Source organism: Lysobacter niastensis (assembly GCF_015453285.1).
In the GTDB taxonomy this organism is placed as follows: domain Bacteria; phylum Pseudomonadota; class Gammaproteobacteria; order Xanthomonadales; family Xanthomonadaceae; genus Lysobacter_J; species Lysobacter_J niastensis.
Map to the genome: position 1 here is coordinate 28,499 of NZ_JADLZT010000013.1, position 18,171 is coordinate 46,669.

Genomic DNA, 18,171 nt, shown 5'->3' on the forward strand with positions numbered 1-18,171 from the left:
ACCATGAGTCAGGGGGCGCGAGGACTCGGCATCGCGTCTGTCGTGGCGGCGGCCGCGTTGGCGACCGCATGCACCACCCTCGGTCCGGACTACCGGGAGCCCGAACTGGCCTGGCTCAAGGCGTGGCAGTCCGACCTGTATGGCCAGGTCGAAAGCCCCGAGCAGCAGACGCAGGTCGACCTGCGCTTCTGGTGGCGTGCCTTCAACGATCCGGTGCTGGACGGCCTGATCGAGACCGCACGCCGGGAAAATCCGACACTGCGCATCGCCGGATTGAGGATCCTGGAGAGCCGGGCCGTGCTCGGCATCGCTGGCGCCAACCGCTATCCGCAGGTGCAGCAGGTCAACGGCGCGGCCACTTATGTCGACAACCACGAAAGCGGGGGACAGGCGCCCGACAAGGACCAGCACTTCACCGCCTACAGCGCGAGTTTCGACCTGATATGGGAACTGGATTTCTGGGGTCGCTTCCAGCGCGGCGTCGAGTCCGCGGAAGCGGGGTTCTTCGCCTCGATCACCAACCAGCAGGACGTGCAGGTGCTGTTGAGCGCGCAGGTGGCGGACCTGTACTACGCGTACCGCACGACGTTGCTCCGGATCGACATTGCCAGGAAGAACGCCGCGATCCAGAAGCGCAGCCTCGAGATCACCCAGCGGCTCTTCGAGAGCGGCGAGGAATCGGAACTGGACCTGCAGTCGGCAAAGTCGCAATACCTGGGCACGGTGGCGCTCATTCCGGAGCTGGAGTCGAACCTGGTCAGGATCCGCAACGCCCTGTCGGCCCTGCTGGGACGGTTGCCGGGCGACATGCCGGAACTGGCATCGGTGAGTGGCCCCCTGCCGGACGTCAGGGCCGTGGCGATCGGAGACCTTCCGGCCCGGCTGTTGTTGCGACGCCGGGACGTGCGCACCGCGGCGTGGCAGGTCGCGGCGCAGTCGGCCCAGATCGGGATTGCGAAGGCTGACTATTTCCCGGCCATCTCGCTCGTGGGCAGCATCGGCTGGTCCACCAGCAGCGTCGACGGCAGCCCCGAAGTGCGGACTTTCGCGGCCGGCCCTGCGCTGAGATGGAACATCTTCGACTACGGCCGGATCGGCAACAACGTGCGTTTGCAGGATGCGCGGCTGCAAGAGGCGATCGAACAGTTCAGGAACAGCGCCCTGCTTGCCGCGCAGGAGATCGACGATGCCGCGATCGTCGTGGTCAAGACGGGCGAGCAGCAGGAACCGCTGGGTGGCGCCGCCCGTGCCGCGGAGCGCTCGCTCGACCTGGCCAACACGCTCTACCAGGAGGGCTATGCGGACTTCGATCGCGTGCTGGACGCACAGCGGGTCATGTTCACCCAGGCCGAGCGCGAACTGCTCAACGACAGCGCGCACATCAGCGCGGTCATCACCCTGTACAAGGCCTTCGGTGGCGGCTGGGTGGACATGCCGATGGAGGCGATCGTGCCGCAACCGGTCCGTGACGAGATGCGGGCAAGGACCGACTGGGGCGATCTGCTGACCGCACCGCTTCCGGACAGACTGCACGAGCCGCCCATCGAGACGGGGAGCCAGAGATGAGCGCAAGCGACGAACAACCTGCCGCCGCCGCAGGCGATGGTGGCCAGGCAGCGGCGCGCTCCGTCCGCAAGGGCGGACGCATCGTCGCCGGCGTGATCGCGCTCAGTCTGGTGCTGTACCTGCTCGCCGACCGCTACACGCCGTACACGTCGCAGGCCAGGATCGAGGGCTACGTGGTGGGCGTGGCGCCGAAGGTCGCCGGTGCGGTGACCCGGCTGTCCGTCAGCAACAACCAGACCGTCAAGGCGGGGCAGGCGTTGCTGGAAGTCGATCGGTCGCAGTACCGGATTGCCCTGGACAAGGCCCGTTCCGATCTCGCCCACGCGCGTCGGCAAGTCGGTGCCGGCGCCTCGACGGTGGAAGCCGCCCGCGCCAACCTGCAGGCGGCGCGCGCCAACGAGGTGAAGGCGCGGCAGGATGCGACACGCCTGCGCCGCCTGCGCGAGGAAGATCCCGGCACGATTTCGGTGCGCCGCCAGGAGATCGCCGATGCCACTCTGCAGCAGGCGACTGCCCAGGTGGCCGCCGCCGAGGCCGACATCCGGCGCGCGATCGACCAGATGGGTGGCGACCGCGTCGAGGAGAACACGGTGCTGCAGACCGCGCTGACCGCAGTCGACAAGGCGCAGCTGGACTTTGCCAATACCGTGGTCAGGGCGCCGTCGAACGGCGTCATCACCGACCTGCGCACTGACGTGGGCCTCTATGCCGGCACCGGCAGTCCGGTCCTGACGCTGGTCGCCATCCACGACGTATGGATCAACGCCGAGTTCACCGAGAACAACCTCGGCCACATGAAGGTGGGAACCCCGGTCGACATCGTGTTCGACGTCCTTCCGGGGCGCGTATTCAAGGGCTCGGTGCGCAGCATTGGCCTGGGCGTCGGTGAGGGAAGCAATCCTCCTGCAGGCACGCTGCCCAGCGTCGAGAACGATCGCGACTGGTTGCGGCAATCGCAACGCTTCCCCGTGATCGTCGGCTTCGACGCCGCGCAGGACTCCGCGCTGCGCGAGCAACTGCGCGTGGGTGGGCAGGCGGCGGTCATCGCGTATGGCGAAGGCGGCGGGCCCCTGCGGCTGTTGGGCAAGCTCTACATCCGCGTCGCGAGCTGGCTGACTTACGCCTACTGAGCTCGGATCCTGATGAGCACGATTGAGCCCCATGCCGTGATGCCACTGGCCGCCAGGCGTACGTTCCGGTTCGGCACCGTTGCGGCGCTCGCACTGGCGCTGGCCTACGGTCTGGCGATGCCGTTGCCGTTCCTGGCGCCCCTGCTTGCGATCACCCTGACGGCGGCGCCGGCTCCGCCGATGGGCCCGAAAGGCCTGCTCGGCCTGATGCTGGTGGTGGCCATCACCCTCGGCGCCGGGCTGGTGCTCACACCGGTGCTGCGCCATTACCCGCTGACGGGCGTGATGATGATCGCGGCCGGCTTGTTCGTCAGCACCTACATGAGCGTGGGGCTGGGAAAGGGGGCGGTGGCGACGCTGCTGACGATCGGCATCACGATGATTCCTGCCGCCGGGCTCATGGAGCACGCCCTTGCCCGCGCCATCGTGGAGGCCCTGCTGATCGGCCTCGGCCTGGCCATCGTCTGCCAGTGGATCGTCTATCCGTTCTTCCCGGAGGACCGGGTCACGGCCACTTCGCCCAAGGCGGCGGCCACCGACATGCATCAGTCGCTGTGGATCGCGCTGCGAACCACCGCGATCGTGTTGCCGCCGGTGCTGATGGCCCTCTCAAATCCTTCTGCCTACATGGCGATCATCATGAAGGCGGTCCTGCTTGGGCAGCAGGGCTCAGCGATCACCGCGCGTGCCGCCGGCTACCAGCTGCTCGGATCCACATTGCTGGCTGGCGTCTTCGCTTTCGTGTTCTGGTTCGCACTGAAGCTGTGGCCTGGCCTGTGGATGTTCGCGTTGTGGATGCTGCTGTTCGGCCTGTACCTGGGCGGCAAGTTGTACGGCGCCATCGCCACGCGCCTACCGGCCTCCTTCTGGATCAACGTCGGCGTGACGATGCTGATCCTGATCGGTCCTGCAGTGGAGGACAGCAAGGGCGGCGACGTTTACGAAGCTTTCGCCAAACGGTTCGCCCTGTTCGTCGCGGTCACGCTGTATGCCTGGCTGGCGATCCTGGTGCTGGAGCGGCTTCGCGCTTACCGGATCGCCCGTCGCACCCGCCTCGCATGACCCTTGGAGACCTGCCATGTTGCTGAATGTCGTGATTGGACTTTCGACGATGGCGGTCTGCCTGTTGCTGCAGTCCGTCCTGATCGTGGTGGCGCTGCGCTACTACTCGCGCCACGACATCCTGGGGAGCAATCCCACGCTCTGGTCGACGTTGCTCACGCTCAACTCCGTGATGACGCTGCTGGTGCTCGGCAATCTTGTGCAGCTGGTGGTCTGGGCTGTCGTGTTCATGCTGCTGGGCGAGTTCGAAACGCTGGACGCGGCCGTGTACCACTCGGCGGTCAACTTCGCGAGCCTGGGCTACGGCGACATCGTCATGTCCGAGCGCCACCGTCTGCTCGGCGCACTCGAGGCGATCAACGGCGTGCTGATGATCGGCGTCTCGACGGCGGCACTGATGACGACGTTGCAGGACGCCTTCAGCAAGACCCGGGCGGCGCGGAGCGGAAGGGTCTGACCGGGCTGTCCGCTTTCCGGCTGCCGTAGCGTTGCGCCATGCAGGTACTTCACGCATCCGGAACCGACCATGTCCAGCGCTCCCCGCATCGCCACGTTGCTGATCGCCCTGTGTGTTGCCGTGCCGGCCATGGGCCATGACAAGGAAACGGCCGAGCCGGCGGAGGCTCGTTTCGCATTCCTCGACGTCAACCAGGACGGCGTGGTGAGCAAGTACGAGTACGACAGCGATGTCGCGTTCGAGACGATGGACGGCAACCGAGACAAGCAACTGTCCGCGGCCGAGCTGCAGTCGCTCATGGGTGGCGCGCAGGAGGACGGCGCGACCTCGGCCTCCGAACGGATCGTCATCGCCGACCTGGACCGCGACGGCCAGCTCAACGAGGACGAACTGCGTCGCGCGACGGAAATGCGTTTCACGTGGCTCGACCGCAATCGGGATGGCAACCTCGACGTGGCCGAATTGCGTTCCGGCTTCGGCGTCCGCGTCAGGCCGTAACGCCCTTTCCTACACCTCGCAGGCGTCGCCGTCGCAGCGGCCACCGCTGGCAACAGGCGTGCGTTCCGCCGTGTCCAGCGTCATCGCCTCGTTGACCAGCGTGGCGATCTGCGCGCCGAGCACGAGGTCGCTGACCTGGCCGAAATGCTGGTGGCGGATATGGCCCTCGGCGTCGATCAGCGTCAGCGTCGGCGTGCCACGCATCGCGTAGGCACGCATCGTCTCCGGGATCGGGCCGGTGGCGGAGGGCTGGTCGACTGCTACCGGGAACGGAATGCGGTACTCGTGCAGGAATGCCTTCAGCGCGACGGGCGGCATCGCCTCATGGTGCTCGAAGACGCTGTGCAGCCCGATCACGGCCACGCGGTCGGACGGAAACGTCGCATGTACGCGCTGCGCCTGCGGCAGGCCGTGGCTGACGCAGCCGGGGCACAGCATCTCGAACGCTTCGAGCACGACGACCTTGCCGCGCAGCGACTCCAGGCTGAGCGGCTTGTCGGTATTGAACCAGCGCTCGACCTGCCAGGCCGGCGCGATGGGATGAAGCTGTGTCATGAAATCTCTCCGCGGATGCCGGCATCGGACGCGCCGATGCCGGTCACTCCGTCACTTGTTGGGCTTGCCGGGCAGGCTGAGGTCGCCCGAAGCCACCTTGAACACGTCGACCACGCACAGCAGCGGAGCGTGCACGCTGGCGTTGACGCGCAGGCCGGCGGTGACGCCGTCGAAGCTGCCGGCGGTGACCACGCCGATGTCGTCGAACGGCACCTTCACCTCGACGGTCTCGGAGGTGAGCGTCGGGCTCCAGCCCGGGCTGTCGAGCAGGATCGGCAGGCCCGGCCAGGTCTTCGGCAGTCGCGGCTTCTGGCCTTCGGGGATGTCGACCACCGCCAGCGCGCCGGGGCCGCACGCCTCGTTCGGCTTCAGCACGACCCAATGGCTGTGCCACAGGTTGCCGTCGTTGTCGCGCTTGCCGTCGCCGTTCTCGTCGTAGAGCGGCGTGTCGTCGAAATCCGGGTGCGCGGTGATCGCCATCGCCAGGATGCCAGCACCGCGTTCGAAGCCAACTTCGTAAGGATCGATGCTGGTCGGCCACACGTACGAGAACACGTCGCTGCCGGCGAGCTTGCCGGTGGCGGCAGGGCGCGTCTGCCCGGCTTTGCCCGATACCGCCATGTGGAACGTGGCGATGTTCTTCTCGGTAGTGATCTTGGCGTGGATGATGTCGAAATCGGCTTTGACAGCCTTGTCCGATTTCACTTGGATTCCGCCCTGGTGCTTCGCGCCATCGTGCGCGTGTGCGGCGGTAGCGCCCAGGACCAGCGCGAGGGCGAGCGTTAGCGTCTTCATGGCGATGTCCTCAGTGCAGGTCGGCGATATCGGCGCCGAAGTTGATGTGCAACGGGATGCCGCCTAGCAGCAGGACAGGCACGGACTTCACGCCTGCCGCCTCGGCTTCGCGAACGCGCTCGCGCGCCTCGCCGAGGTGGACGATCTCGACTTCATACCGCTGCGGGTCCAGCGACTGTGCGAGTTGACGCTCGGCGTCGAGGCAGACGGGACAACCGGCGTGATAGAAAACGGCCTTCTGGCGCATACTTTCGTTCCTCTTGCTTGCTCTTGATCGGGTGGGTGGGGGATCCGGGCGGCGTCCGATGGCAGTCGGGCGCCGCCCATTTGTTTCCGCCTCAGGGCGGTGCGTGGAGCCGGAAGCCTTCGGCGTTCGCGGCAAGACGGTGAGCGTCGGCGGGCGACTGCTCCGCGCAGTCGGTGCGCAGCTCGGGATCGCCGAACGGTTGCGAGATGAACTCGCAGAAATGCGGATGCCGCGCGTCGCCGGTGCTGTTGGGGCGGAAGAAGCGGCAGCCCAGGCAGGTGCGTGCGCCGGTGGCCAGGCCCTGGCGCTGCGCCTCGAGCACAAGGAGCTGCGTGACGCGCAGCAGTGCGCCGACGTCGCGTTCGTGCATCGGTTGCACCAGGCTGGCGATGCCTTGCCCGGGTTCGCGAAGTTGTCGGGCGATGGACTCACCGGCAGGAGCCAGGCGCACGAGCGAGGCTCGCTTGTCGGCCGGGTCGGCTTCGCGCCGGATCCAACCCTTGGACTCCATCGCCTTGAGCGAGTCGCTGAGGCTCGCCGCCGAGATGCCCAGGCGCTCGGCGATCTGCCGTGCCTTCATGCCCTCGGACGACCCGACCAGCATCCGCATCACCGCGGCCTGCGTCGGCGGCAGCGAGGGCGTCCCGTCCGGCCGCCAGGACTGAGCCCGGATCAGCGAGGCCAGCTGTTCCAGCCCGGCGGCGGCCTGTTCGCGAGGGGAGGTAGGCGTTGTCATGGCAATTAACTTAGGACTCCTAACTGTATAGATCAAGCGCCGTTCGTCGGACCGGCCTCGCCCGCGCATTCAGGCTGAGGCTTGACCCGTCATTGGCACGACGCCGACGATCCATTCAGGGACAGCGCCGAGCGGCGCAGGGGAAATCGCTTGAACTCGAAGCAGCGCGTGCTGATCGCCATGGCCGCCACCTCGTTCGTGTCGGGCATGGTCGACCAGTACTTCTACCCCGGCATCGACTTCCCGCCGTCGGCGATGGCGTGGACGCTGGTGTCGTTGTTCCTGGTGTTCGCCTGGTACCACCTGGACGCGAGCGAACGTGGTTATCGACGCTCGCCGTGGCTCAACGTCGGCGTGATCGCGCTGGCTGTTGTCGCGCTGCCGTACTACTTCTTCCGCTCCCGCGGCGCCAGGCACGGTGCGTTGGCGACCGGCGCGATGTTGCTGGTGTATGCCGCCTGCACGCTGCTGGCCGCGTTCGGTTCTGCGGTGGTGTTCGCCGGCCAGCAAACCTGACGAACGTGTGGTGCGGGATCACTCCCGCACGATGCAGCGGAACCCGAGATGGCAGGTCGAGGTGTCGATCGGCTGCGCCATGCGCGCGGCCGGGCGATAACGCCGGCAGTAGTTCGGTGCGCACAGGTGCGAGCCGCCCTTCATGACGCGGCGCGGGATCCTGACCTGCGGGCTGCGCGGATCGAAGCTGCCTTCGAGGTTGCCGCCGCGCGGGTTGTGCAACGTGCAGCAGGCGTGTTGCTGGATCTCGCCGTGCTGCTGGTACCAGTCGGTGGTCCATTCCCAGACGTTGCCGGCCATGTCGTACAGGTCGTAACCGTTGGGTGGATACGAGCCCACCGCCGCGGTCTGCGCGTGGCCGTCCTCGACCAGGTTCTGCCACGGGAACTCGCCCTGCCAGGTGTTGGCCATGTACTGGCCCCCGGGCGTCATTTCATCGCCCCAGCAGAACTCGGCGCCGTCCAGCCCACCGCGCGCTGCGAATTCCCACTCGGCTTCGCTCGGCAGCGACTTGCCGGCCCATTCCGCGTACGCCAGCGCGTCCTCGAAGGCGACGTGCACGACCGGAAAATCTTCCTTTCCTTCTATCGACGACTGCGGGCCATACGGATGGCGCCAGTTCGCGCCCTGCACGTAGTTCCACCAGTTGTAATGGTTGCGAAGGTCGACGCGCCCGGGAGGCTGCACGAACACGACTGACGACGGCGCCAGCAGCGCGGGGTCGGCGCCGGGATAGTCGTCGGGATTGGCGGGGCGCTCGGCCAGAGTGACGTGGCCGGTTTCGGCAACGAAGCGCGCGAACTGCGCGTTGGTGACGCAATGCCTGTCGATCCAGAAAGGATCAACCGAAACCTTGTGGGCGGGCGCTTCCTCGGGATAGTGCTGGTCGGAACCCATCATGAAGGTTCCGCCGGGAATGCGGACCATGTTTTCCAGCGAAGCCGCCGGAGTCTGCGGGAGTACGGCTGTCATCGGGCAAACACCTCTCGCCAGTCGTTCTTCATGCTGACCATACCAATACCGTACTCCGCCGCGCGATCCAGGCCTTCGCGCAGCGGGCTCAGCTTGAAATCGCGGTCGTAGGCGAACTCGCGCTCGGCATCGTCGTGATGCAGGTACCACGCCATGCGCGGACCGTCTCCGCCCAGCGTGTAGCGGATCATCGCCAGGTCGCCGTCGGAATTGCCAAAGGCAAAGATCGGCCGGCGGCCGATATGCAGGGCGATGTTCACGACCTTCTCGTCGCGGTCGTCGAAGCTGGCGAGCTCGGGCAGCTTGCGGAGCACCGTCTTTCCGTCGACGGTGTCGAGCTTCATCTTCGTGCTGGAGCCGATCACCTGTTCCGGCGGAATGCCGTACAGCTCCTCCGCCACGACGCGGACGAACTCCACGCCGCCACCGGTGACGATGTACGTCTTGAAGCCGTTGACGCGCAGGTAGGTCAGCAGTTCGCACTGCGGCAGGTACGCGCCCTGGGTGAACGGCTGCTTCAGCGTGGGGTGCTTCGCCTGCGCCAGCCAGCGCTGCGCGTTCTCGTGGAACTCCTCCACCGTCATCCCGGCATGCGTGGCGAAGGCGGGCTCGAACACCTCTTTCTTCGGCAGCGACGCCAGCGCTTTCAGGTCGCCGTCGACCATGGCCTTGAACGCCGGCTTCTGCAGCAACGAGGGATCCTGGGCTGCCAGCCGTTTCACTTCGGCGAGGGCGAAGAACACCTGCACCTGCATCGGGAACTCGCACCACAGGGTTCCGTCATTGTCGAAGGCGGCAATCCGCTCGGCGGGTGGGACGTAGTCCGGACCGCCTTCGCGGGTGACACGCTCGACGAAGTCGACGATGGCTTCCTTGGGTGGCCCGTCGTTCCAGCATTCCATGCACTCGACATCGCTGCTCGTCATGCGCGCTCCTCTCCGGTGTCAGTTCTGGTTTGGACTCGCCGTCGCGATCTTGTCCATCGCATCGCCGACAGTGAAGCTCGCGGCCTTGGCGCGCGGCGGGAACTCCTTGAAGGTCTCGAGCAGCTTGCCGACGATTGCCTGTGCGGGCACGAACAGGAACATCCGATGCGCGGAATAGTCGCCGTAGTAGATGCTTTCGGGTCCGCGCTCGAACGGGTCTGACCGCAAGTTGTACAACATGGGCGCGCGCAGTCCGGTGAACCCGCCCTGCCAGACGCCGAGCGGTGTCTTGTGATTCGTCTCGGTGTTCTGCTCCATGAAGGCCACCTTCCACTGGCGGACTCGCACTGCCATCAGCTCGCCGTCGTCGCTCCAATAGGCAAAGCCTTCACGCGGCCATTGCTCCGTCTCGCCCTTGAAGGCCGGGATCAGGTTGTATCCGTCGAGGTGCACCTTGAAGCTCTTGTCACCGATCTTCCCGCCCTTCCTTGCGCGATCGACGACATCGCCGTCGCCCGCCGCCGCAGCGAACGTAGGCAGGAAATCCTCGTGCGCGCAGATGTCGTTCACGATCGTCCCTGGCTTGATCACGTCCGGCCACCGGATCACGCACGGCACGCGGAAGCCACCTTCCCAATTGGTCGCTTTCTCGCCTTTGAACGGTGTCGTTCCGCCATCGGGCCAGGTGAAACATTCGGCGCCGTTGTCGGTGGTGTACACGACGATGGTGTTGGCGGCGACACCAAGGTCGTCCACCAGCTTCAGCAACTCGCCGACATGACCGTCATGCTCGACCATGCCATCGGGATAGAGGCCGAGCCCGGTCTTGCCCTTCGACTCCGCTTTCAGGTGCGTGAACACGTGCATCCGGGTCGAGTTGAAATAACAGAACCACGGCCCTCCGGCATCGTGGTTGCGCTTGATGAAGTCCTTGGCGCTGGCGAGGAATTCCTCGTCGACGGTCTCCATCCGCTTGCTGCCCATCGGGCCGGTATTCTCGATCGTCTGTCCGCCCTTGCCGTCGGCCTTGCACTTGAGCACGCCGCGCGGGCCGAACTTCTCCTTGAACTTCGGATCCTTCGGATAGTCCTCATTCTCCGGCTCTTCCTCGGCATTCAAGTGGTAGAGATTGCCGAAGAATTCGTCGAAGCCGTGCATCGTCGGGAGGTGCTCGTCGCGGTCGCCGAGATGGTTCTTGCCGAACTGGCCGGTGGCATAACCTTGCGCCTTGAGCACTTGCGCGATGCACGGATCGTCGGGTCCTAGCCCGAGATCGGCGCCGGGCAGGCCCACCTTGGTGAGGCCGGTGCGGATCGGCGATTGTCCGGTGAGGAAGGCGGCGCGTCCGGCGGTGCAGCTTTGCTGCGCATACCAGTCGGTGAAACGGGCGCCTTCCGCTGCGATGCGGTCGATGTTGGGCGTTTTATAGCCCATTATTCCGCTGTTGTAGCAGCTGGGATTAAACCAGCCGATGTCGTCACCCATGATGAAAAGGATGTTCGGTTTGGCATCTTGTTTCTTGGCCACGGCCATCTCTCCTCGCTCTTTCGCTTCGTGAGTCGGGCACCGCGGCGCTCAGGTGCCCAGGTGCTGGCGCGTTCCGGGCGGCAAGGCGCCGCCCGGAACCGGATCGATCAGCTTGAGCCGTGAGGAACCTCGGACATCTTCTGCTTCGCCTGATCCAGGTTGAACGCACCGGGCAGCTGCGCCGGCGGGAACTCAACGAAGGTCTCCAGGAACTTCGTGGCCGCAGCCATCGCGCCGTAGATCCAGAACGCGTTGTGGATCATCCAGTCCCAGTACGTATTCGACGTCACGTCGGCCCGCTCGTAGGGATCCATGCGCAGGTTGAATATCTTGGGCATGCGCAGTGGCGTGAACGGCTCGGCCCACACTTGCATCGTGCCGCGGCAGCGCTGTTCCATGAACACGATCTTCCAGTTCTGCCAGCGTATGCCGAGCACGTCGCCGTCGTCGCTGAAGTAGAAGAACCACTTGCGCGGCGATTCTTTCTCCTCGCCGGTCAGGTATGGCAGGAGGTTGAAGCCGTCGATGTGGTTTTTGTACTTGCGCCCGTTGACCGTGGTGCCCCTCTTGAGCCGGTCCATGCAGGTCGTGTCGCCGGCCGCCGCCAACAGGGTCGGCAGCCAGTCGTGGTGCTGGATGATGTCGTTGGACACCGCGCCCGCAGGAATGCGGCCTGGCCAGCGGATCAGCTCGGGGATGCGGAAAGCGCCTTCCCAATTGGTGTTCTTCTCGCTGCGGAACGGCGTCATGCCCGCGTCCGGCCACGAGTTCATGTGTGGCCCGTTGTCGGTCGAGTAGATGACGATGGTGTCGTCGGCGATGCCCAGGTCGTCGAGCAGGTCGAGCATCTGGCCGACATTCCTGTCGTGGTCCACCATCGTGTCGTGGTACGGCGACTGGTGGTCGCCGGCCTGGCCCAGGCTGCTGGGCTTGGTGTGGGTGATGAAGTGCATGTGGGTGGTGTTCAACCACACGAAGAACGGCTGGTCGGCCTTGTTCTGGCGCTTGATGAAGTCACTGGCGGCGGCGACGAACTCGTCATCGCAGGTCTCCATGCGCTTGCGGTTGAGCGAGCCGGTGTCCTCGATCTTCTGCTTGCCGACCTTGCCCCAGCGCGGGTGCGTGGTCTTGTCGTCCTTGTCGGTGGCCCAGCTGTGGATCACGCCGCGCGGGCCGAACTGCTCGCGATAGCGCGGATCCTTGGGATAGCCGTCCATCTCCGGCTCTTCCTCGGCATTGAGGTGGTAGAGGTTGCCGAAGAACTCGTCGAAACCGTGCACCGTCGGCAGGTGCTTGTTGAGGTCGCCGAGGTGGTTCTTGCCGAACTGGCCGGTCGCATAGCCCTGGTCCTTGAGCAGCGAGGCGATCGTGACCACCGACTCGACCATGCCCTGCGCCGCGCCGGGAATGCCGACCTTGGACAGGCCGGTGCGGTGCACGCTCTGCCCGGTGATGAACGACGAGCGTCCCGCGGTGCACGACTGCTCGCCATAGGAATCGGTGAAGCGCATGCCTTCGTTGGCGATGCGGTCGATGTTGGGCGTCTTGTAGCCCATCAATCCGTGGGTGTAGCAACTCAGGTTGGCGATTCCGATGTCGTCGCCCCAGATCACCAGGATGTTGGGCTTCTTGCCGCCTGGCTTGGCCTTGCTGGATGTTGCCGGTTTTGCTGCCTTCTTCGCGGTTGCCATGCTTTCGTTCCTCCGTGGGGTGGGGCATCCCGTCAACGTTGCCGGCGACCGGATTGCTGGGGGATTTCGAAACGAGCGATGAAACGGTGGGGCATCTCCTAGCCGAGCGTGCCGAGGTTGAACGCCATGCTGGCGATGGCAAGCAACCCGAGGACCCACAACAGGCTGGCGGTGATCAGGGTCAGGGAGATCGGGTAGGGGCTTTCGCCATGGATCAGGCCTTCGCCCTTCATTGCCCCGCGTTCGGCGCGCAGGCTGCGCATGAAGACGACGTGGTAGCCGATGCCGAGCGTGAGCATCAGGATGCCGAGCGCCACCAGTGCGATGCCGAAGTTGCGCGGCGCGTGGCTGGTGGCGATCAGGATCTTCGACGACTGCAGGTGGCCGAAGAACTGGAAGATCGTGAAGCCGAAACCGATCAGCGACAGCGCGGTGCGCATGATCGACATCAGCGTGCGGTCCGCGCTCATGCGCGTGCGCTGGAACGACATGCCGGTGCGCCGCATCGACATCTCGGTGCGGTTGGTCGAAAGGTCCGTGCGATGCTCGGACAGATCGGTGCGGAACTCGGACAGATCGGTGCGGTGCGTGGACAGATCGGTCCGGTACTCCGACAACTGCGTACGATGCTCGGACAAACCAGTGCGGTGGTTTGAAAGGCCGGTGCGATAGGCCGAGTAATCGACCGATGCGAGATCGGGTTTCGAGCGATCCACGTCGGGGATCGGCGGGACCGGTGTCTCGGCCACATGCTCCGGCCGCGGCATCGGTTTGACCGGCGTCGTTTCCAGCCGTTCGGGCCGCACCAGTTCGGATGAGGGTGCTGTCTTCTTTTCGGTCATGGCGACTTCGCTCCTGGGTGCCGATGCATCCACCACTTCGCGATCCGCGCGAACGGGCCGCGGAAAAGCAGATAGGGAAGGAAGGCGAGCGTGAAGGAGACCACGAAGGCTTCCAGCGGATACGGGAAGCCGCCGAACACTTTGACCTGGTAGATGACGTCCATCACCACGCCGAGGATCAGCAGGCGCGTGACTGCGGTCACGCCCTCCCGCCAGGCCTTGCTGCGCGAGGCCTGATCGGTGGTGACGATGTGCCACAGGTACGGATCGCGGCCAGTGCGCGCATCCTTGATGCCGTCTCGCGCAGCGAGGTAAAGGGCCACGCCGGGTTGCAGGACCAGGCGGAACGGCATCGGTCCGGTGAGCCTGCCGTACAGGTCATGCGAGAAACGCTGCAGGACATCCACGATCGAATCCATCGGTCTCCCCGTGCGATCTTCCGGCATCGCCCGATGCCGCACCGCCGCGCGCATTCCTCCGGTCGCGGAGACATGCGCGTGCATGAACGCGGGGAGGAAAAGCACCGCCAGAGGCGGAAGCCGATGCTGAAGTCAGAAACGTAAAAGCACCGTGACGGGACGGTGTCGTGTGGTCGCGAGTCGTGTGGTCGCGAAGTTCTGGCCGTGTCGCTTCGCCTTCACATGGCGGTCATGCGAACGCGTGCGCATTGCGCGCACGCGGTGCAAATTGCGTCGGGCAGTAGCATCGGTACGTGGTACCGGCGCCAGATTCACGGCGAGGCGATCACGCTCCGCACGGCGTCGGCCACGATGCCAGGCTGGTCCATCTGGATGTCATGCGTCGATCCCTTCACCTCGACCAGGCGACCGCGGCTGGAGGTTGCCACCAGCGCACGATGCGTGGCGGCCTGTGCGGGCTGCAGCGCGTCGCGGATCGGCGGCGGCGCACCGGCATAGGCATCGACGGCCGAAAGCACCACCAGCGGCTTGCTGCCATGCCGTTCGCTTCCGCTTACCGACGGCTCGAACAAGGCCGCTTTCGCTTCGGATCCGGAGATCACCGTATCCCAGAACCCGGGACGCAGCTTCGACTCGCGAATGGCAGCGTTGAGTCTGTCGCTGTAGCGCGGATCGGGCCCGCGCAGACAGGCCTTCAGCTCGGGAGGCGGATCTTTTGCCAGCGTGCCGGCCTTCGCACCCTGCTCGCAGTCGCGATAGGCCTTGAGCATCTGCGGCAGCATTGCTTTCTCCCGTGCCTGGTACTCCGGTGAGAACGCGGCGATGCCCTGCGGCGGCGGATCGACCAGCACCAGCGCGGCGACGTCCTGCGGGTGCTGCCGGTCGTACAGCCGGGCGATGTTGCTGCCCAGCGAATGGCCGACCAGGACGAACGGTGCGCGCAGACTTGCAGCACGGACGAGCGCGTGGAGATCCGCGACTTCCGCATCGATGTCGCGCGGAAGAGGTCCGCCGTCGCTGAACCCGTAACCGGCGCGATCGTAGGAGCACACGCGCATGCTGCCGGCGAGCAGCGGCTGCAGCCGCGACCAGCTGAGAGAGTCCGCGCCGAAGCCGGCTTCGAGCACCACCGTGGTTGCTGCTTCAGGCCCGTTGCAGCGCAGGTTGAGGCGCCGACCGCCGCCGATGTCGACGAGCCGCGCGGCTTGCGCGTATACGTCCAGTGCCGGGTCGGGTTGGGGCAGGGCCGGTTTGGACGTGGCATCGCCCGCGTCCGAAGCCGCCATGGCGGACGAGGAGACCAGCGCGCACAAGGCGAGCGCTTGCCAGCGGGACTTTCCTGCCTTCATCGGTGCTTCCCTTCGCGACTGGAGGAGCCGCGATGGTGCAGGAAGGCATGTGGGATGTCACTGCGCTCAACCGTTGGCGGCCGTGCTCAGTCGCTCTCCTCCGGTGGCGGCACGATCGCGCCAGGATCGAGCGCGAGACGTCCGGCGATCAGCACGGCCTGGGTGCGGTTGTTGGCGCCGAGCTTGCGCAGGATCGCGGTGACGTGCGCCTTCACGGTGGCCTCCGACACGCCGAGTTCGTAGCCGATCTGCTTGTTGAGCAGGCCGGCGCCGAGCATCTGCAGCACGCGGAACTGCTGTGGGGTGAGGTCGCGCAGGCGTTGTGCGGCGTCGTGCTCCTCGGCCTTCGCGGCCGGTGCCGACAGCGCCGCAGCCGGTGCCCAGCGGTCGCCTTCGAGCACGCGGGTGATCGCCTCGTTGAGCGTGGCCGCATCGGCGGACTTGGGAATGAATCCGACGGCGCCATGGTCGAGCGCACGCCGCATCACCGCCGGTTCCTCGCGCGCGGACACCACCACGATGGGCAGTTGTGGATGCAGTGCTCGCAGGTGTACGAGTGCGCTGAAGCCCTGCGCGCCGGGCATGTTCAGGTCGAGCAGCAGCAGGTCGGCGTCGGGCTCGGCGTCGACCAGCGTGTACAACGCATCGACGCTGTCGGCCTCGCGCAACTGCGCCTGCGGCAACACGCGTGCGACCGCGCCGCGCAGTGCTTCGCGGAACAGCGGATGGTCGTCGGCGATGAGCAGGGTGGGCATGCACGGTCTCCCCCTCTCCCAAGAGCGGGAGAGGGCCGGGTGGGGGTGAGGATCGCGGAAGCGGTCCTCGTTCCGGCCTTCCCCCGCGAGCGGGGGAAGGAGCAAAGCATCACGGCACGCGCCGTTCCTTCACCAGGTTCTCGACCACGGAAGGATCGGCCAGCGTCGAGGTGTCGCCGAGCTGTTCGGGAGCGTTCTCGGCGATCTTGCGCAGGATGCGGCGCATGATCTTGCCCGAGCGCGTCTTCGGCAGGCCCGGTGCCCACTGCAGGTGATCGGGCGTGGCGATCGGTCCGATCTCGTTACGCACGTGGGCGATCAGTTCCTTGCGCAGCGCATCGCTGCTCGCCTCGCCGGCGATCAGCGTGACGTAGGCGTAGATGCCCTGGCCCTTGATGTCGTGCGGAAAGCCGACCACCGCCGCCTCGGCCACCTTCGGGTGCGAGACCAGCGCGCTCTCGACTTCGGCGGTGCCGATGCGATGGCCGCTGACGTTGATGACGTCGTCGACGCGGCCGGTGATCCAGTAATAGCCGTCAGCGTCGCGGCGGCAGCCGTCGCCGGTGAAATACGTGCCCGGATACGTGCGGAAGTAGGTGTCGATGAAGCGCTGATGGTCGCCGTACACCGTGCGCATCTGGCCGGGCCACGAGTCCAGCAGCACCAGGTTGCCCTCTGCCTCGCCTTCCAGCCGCGCGCCGTTGGCATCGACCAGCGCCGGCTGGATGCCGAAGAACGGCTTGGTCGCCGATCCCGGCTTGAGGTCGATCGCACCGGCCAGCGGCGTGATCAGGATGCCGCCGGTCTCGGTCTGCCACCACGTGTCGACGATCGGGCAGCGGCTGTCGCCGACCACTTCGTGATACCAGCGCCAGGCTTCGGGATTGATCGGCTCGCCGACCGTGCCGAGCAGGCGCAGCGATTTGCGCGAAGTGCGCTTCACCGGCTCGTCGCCGTCGCGCATCAGTGCGCGGATCGCGGTCGGTGCGGTGTAGAACACGGTGACCTGGTGGCGGTCGATGACCTGCCAAAAGCGCGATACGTCCGGGTAGTTCGGCACGCCCTCGAACACCACCGCGGTGGCGCCGTTCGCGAGTGGGCCATAGACGATGTAGCTGTGGCCGGTGACCCAGCCCACGTCGGCGGTGCACCAGTAGATGTCGTCGTCGCGGATGTCGAACACCATCTCGTGCGTGTAGCTGGCATACGCCAGGTAGCCGCCCGTGGTGTGCAGCACGCCCTTGGGTTTACCCGTCGAACCCGAGGTGTAGAGGATGAAGAGCGGATCCTCGGCATTCATGCGCTCGGGTGCGCAGTCGGTGGGCTGGTCCTCGACGACGGCGTCGTACCAGCGGTCGCGCGGCATCTGCATGTCCACCGCGGCGCCGGTATGGCGCACCACCAGGACGGTCTCAACGGTATTCGTGCCGGGCAGCTTGAGCGCGGCATCGACGTTGCCCTTCAGCGGGATCTTCTTGCCACCGCGCAGGCCCTCGTCGGCGGTGATGATCAGCTTGCTGGTGCAGTCGGCGACGCGGTCGGCGATCGACTGCGGCGCGAATCCGCCGAACACCACCGAGTGGATGGCGCCGACGCGCGCGCAGGCCAGCATCGCGACCACCGCTTCCGGGATCATCGGCAGATAGATCGTGACGCGGTCGCCCTTGCGCACGCCGAGCGAGCGCAGCGCGTTGGCCAGCTTGCAGACGCGCTCGTGCAGCTCTCGGTAGCTGATGTGCTGTGCGGGCTTGGAGGGGTCGTCCTGCTCGAAGATCAGCGCGGTCTTGTCGCCGCGCGCGTCGAGGTGGCGGTCCAGGCAGTTGACGCTGGCATTGAGCTCGCCGTCCTCGTACCAGCGGATGCGGAAGTCTTCCAGCTTGTAGCTGACGTCCTTGATCTTCGTCGGTGGCTTGAACCAGTCCAGGCGCTGGGCGACGCGGCCCCAGAACGCCTCCGGCTGAGCCACCGACTCGGCGTACAGGCGTTCGTACGTCTCGCGCGTGATCTTCGCCTTGGCGGCGAAATCCGCATCGATCGGGTAGACGGTGGCGGGGTGGTTCATGGCGTGCTCCAACTGCGCTGGTAAAGGTGGGCCGGGTGCGGGGCCGGCAAGGAAGTGTGCCGCATC

At 66.0% G+C, this 18,171-nt stretch carries 19 protein-coding genes; 6 read left to right on the forward strand and 13 right to left on the reverse strand.

The window, feature by feature from the left end; translation table 11 throughout:
* Positions 1–3 precede the first annotated feature (3 nt).
* The 5 genes from IU514_RS18455 (at position 4) to IU514_RS18475 (ending at position 4,713) form a co-directional block, all read left to right on the forward strand.
* Positions 4–1,566 carry an efflux transporter outer membrane subunit gene (locus IU514_RS18455; protein ID WP_194932620.1) on the forward strand — a complete coding sequence of 521 codons (1,563 nt, stop codon included), beginning with the start codon at positions 4–6 and terminating at the stop codon, positions 1,564–1,566.
* On the forward strand, positions 1,563–2,696 hold the full coding sequence (locus tag IU514_RS18460) for an HlyD family secretion protein (RefSeq protein WP_194932621.1): 1,134 nt from the start codon (positions 1,563–1,565) through the stop codon (positions 2,694–2,696). Before IU514_RS18455 ends, IU514_RS18460 begins: the two co-directional genes overlap by 4 nt.
* 12 nt (positions 2,697–2,708) lie before the next feature.
* Positions 2,709–3,758 carry a DUF2955 domain-containing protein gene (locus tag IU514_RS18465; protein WP_228760863.1) on the forward strand — a complete coding sequence of 350 codons (1,050 nt, stop codon included), beginning with the start codon at positions 2,709–2,711 and terminating at the stop codon, positions 3,756–3,758.
* A gap of 16 nt (positions 3,759–3,774) precedes the next feature.
* On the forward strand, positions 3,775–4,215 hold the full coding sequence (locus IU514_RS18470) for an ion channel (protein WP_194932622.1): 441 nt from the start codon (positions 3,775–3,777) through the stop codon (positions 4,213–4,215).
* A gap of 69 nt (positions 4,216–4,284) precedes the next feature.
* Positions 4,285–4,713, forward strand: a complete 429-nt coding sequence (locus tag IU514_RS18475; protein ID WP_194932623.1) for an EF-hand domain-containing protein — start codon at positions 4,285–4,287, stop codon at positions 4,711–4,713.
* 9 nt (positions 4,714–4,722) lie between these two features.
* On the opposite strand, the gene IU514_RS18480 is transcribed toward IU514_RS18475, so the two are convergent.
* The 4 genes from IU514_RS18480 to IU514_RS18495 all read right to left on the reverse strand — a co-directional run bounded on the left by IU514_RS18480 (position 4,723) and on the right by IU514_RS18495 (position 7,046).
* Positions 4,723–5,268 (reverse strand): redoxin domain-containing protein, encoded by a 546-nt coding sequence (locus IU514_RS18480; protein WP_194932624.1) that lies wholly within the window; start codon positions 5,266–5,268, stop codon positions 4,723–4,725.
* A gap of 51 nt (positions 5,269–5,319) precedes the next feature.
* Positions 5,320–6,063, reverse strand: a complete 744-nt coding sequence (locus IU514_RS18485) for a hypothetical protein (RefSeq protein WP_194932625.1) — start codon at positions 6,061–6,063, stop codon at positions 5,320–5,322.
* 10 nt (positions 6,064–6,073) lie between these two features.
* Positions 6,074–6,310, reverse strand: coding sequence for a thioredoxin domain-containing protein (locus IU514_RS18490; protein ID WP_194932626.1), 237 nt, complete (start codon positions 6,308–6,310; stop codon positions 6,074–6,076).
* A gap of 91 nt (positions 6,311–6,401) precedes the next feature.
* Complete coding sequence (locus tag IU514_RS18495) at positions 6,402–7,046, reverse strand: MarR family winged helix-turn-helix transcriptional regulator (RefSeq protein WP_194932627.1); 645 nt, start codon at positions 7,044–7,046, stop codon at positions 6,402–6,404.
* A 150-nt stretch (positions 7,047–7,196) separates the two neighbouring features.
* Here IU514_RS18495 and IU514_RS18500 point away from each other — a divergent pair, with 150 nt between their 5' ends.
* Positions 7,197–7,562 (forward strand): hypothetical protein, encoded by a 366-nt coding sequence (locus tag IU514_RS18500; RefSeq protein ID WP_194932628.1) that lies wholly within the window; start codon positions 7,197–7,199, stop codon positions 7,560–7,562.
* 18 nt (positions 7,563–7,580) lie between these two features.
* Here the strand turns inward: IU514_RS18500 and IU514_RS18505 are convergent, their stop codons facing one another.
* The 9 genes from IU514_RS18505 to acs all read right to left on the reverse strand — a co-directional run bounded on the left by IU514_RS18505 (position 7,581) and on the right by acs (position 18,105).
* A complete protein-coding gene (locus IU514_RS18505; protein WP_194932629.1) occupies positions 7,581–8,534 on the reverse strand; it encodes a formylglycine-generating enzyme family protein in 954 nt (317 codons plus the stop codon).
* Complete coding sequence (locus IU514_RS18510) at positions 8,531–9,460, reverse strand: HAD family hydrolase (protein WP_194932630.1); 930 nt, start codon at positions 9,458–9,460, stop codon at positions 8,531–8,533. Before IU514_RS18510 ends, IU514_RS18505 begins: the two co-directional genes overlap by 4 nt.
* An 18-nt stretch (positions 9,461–9,478) precedes the next feature.
* Complete coding sequence (locus IU514_RS18515; RefSeq protein WP_324187868.1) at positions 9,479–10,987, reverse strand: arylsulfatase; 1,509 nt, start codon at positions 10,985–10,987, stop codon at positions 9,479–9,481.
* A gap of 107 nt (positions 10,988–11,094) precedes the next feature.
* Complete coding sequence (locus IU514_RS18520; protein ID WP_194932632.1) at positions 11,095–12,678, reverse strand: arylsulfatase; 1,584 nt, start codon at positions 12,676–12,678, stop codon at positions 11,095–11,097.
* A 98-nt stretch (positions 12,679–12,776) separates the two neighbouring features.
* Complete coding sequence (locus IU514_RS18525) at positions 12,777–13,520, reverse strand: YidH family protein (protein ID WP_228760864.1); 744 nt, start codon at positions 13,518–13,520, stop codon at positions 12,777–12,779.
* Positions 13,517–13,939 (reverse strand): hypothetical protein, encoded by a 423-nt coding sequence (locus tag IU514_RS18530; protein WP_194932633.1) that lies wholly within the window; start codon positions 13,937–13,939, stop codon positions 13,517–13,519. Before IU514_RS18530 ends, IU514_RS18525 begins: the two co-directional genes overlap by 4 nt.
* Positions 13,940–14,250: 311 nt before the next feature.
* The gene (locus tag IU514_RS18535; protein WP_194932634.1) at positions 14,251–15,288 is read right to left on the reverse strand and encodes an alpha/beta fold hydrolase; all 1,038 of its coding nucleotides are present in this window, start codon (positions 15,286–15,288) and stop codon (positions 14,251–14,253) included.
* 86 nt (positions 15,289–15,374) lie between these two features.
* A complete protein-coding gene (locus IU514_RS18540; protein WP_194932635.1) occupies positions 15,375–16,043 on the reverse strand; it encodes a response regulator transcription factor in 669 nt (222 codons plus the stop codon).
* 109 nt (positions 16,044–16,152) lie between these two features.
* A complete protein-coding gene (gene acs, locus IU514_RS18545) occupies positions 16,153–18,105 on the reverse strand; it encodes an acetate--CoA ligase (protein WP_194932636.1) in 1,953 nt (650 codons plus the stop codon).
* Positions 18,106–18,171: the final 66 nt, after the last annotated feature.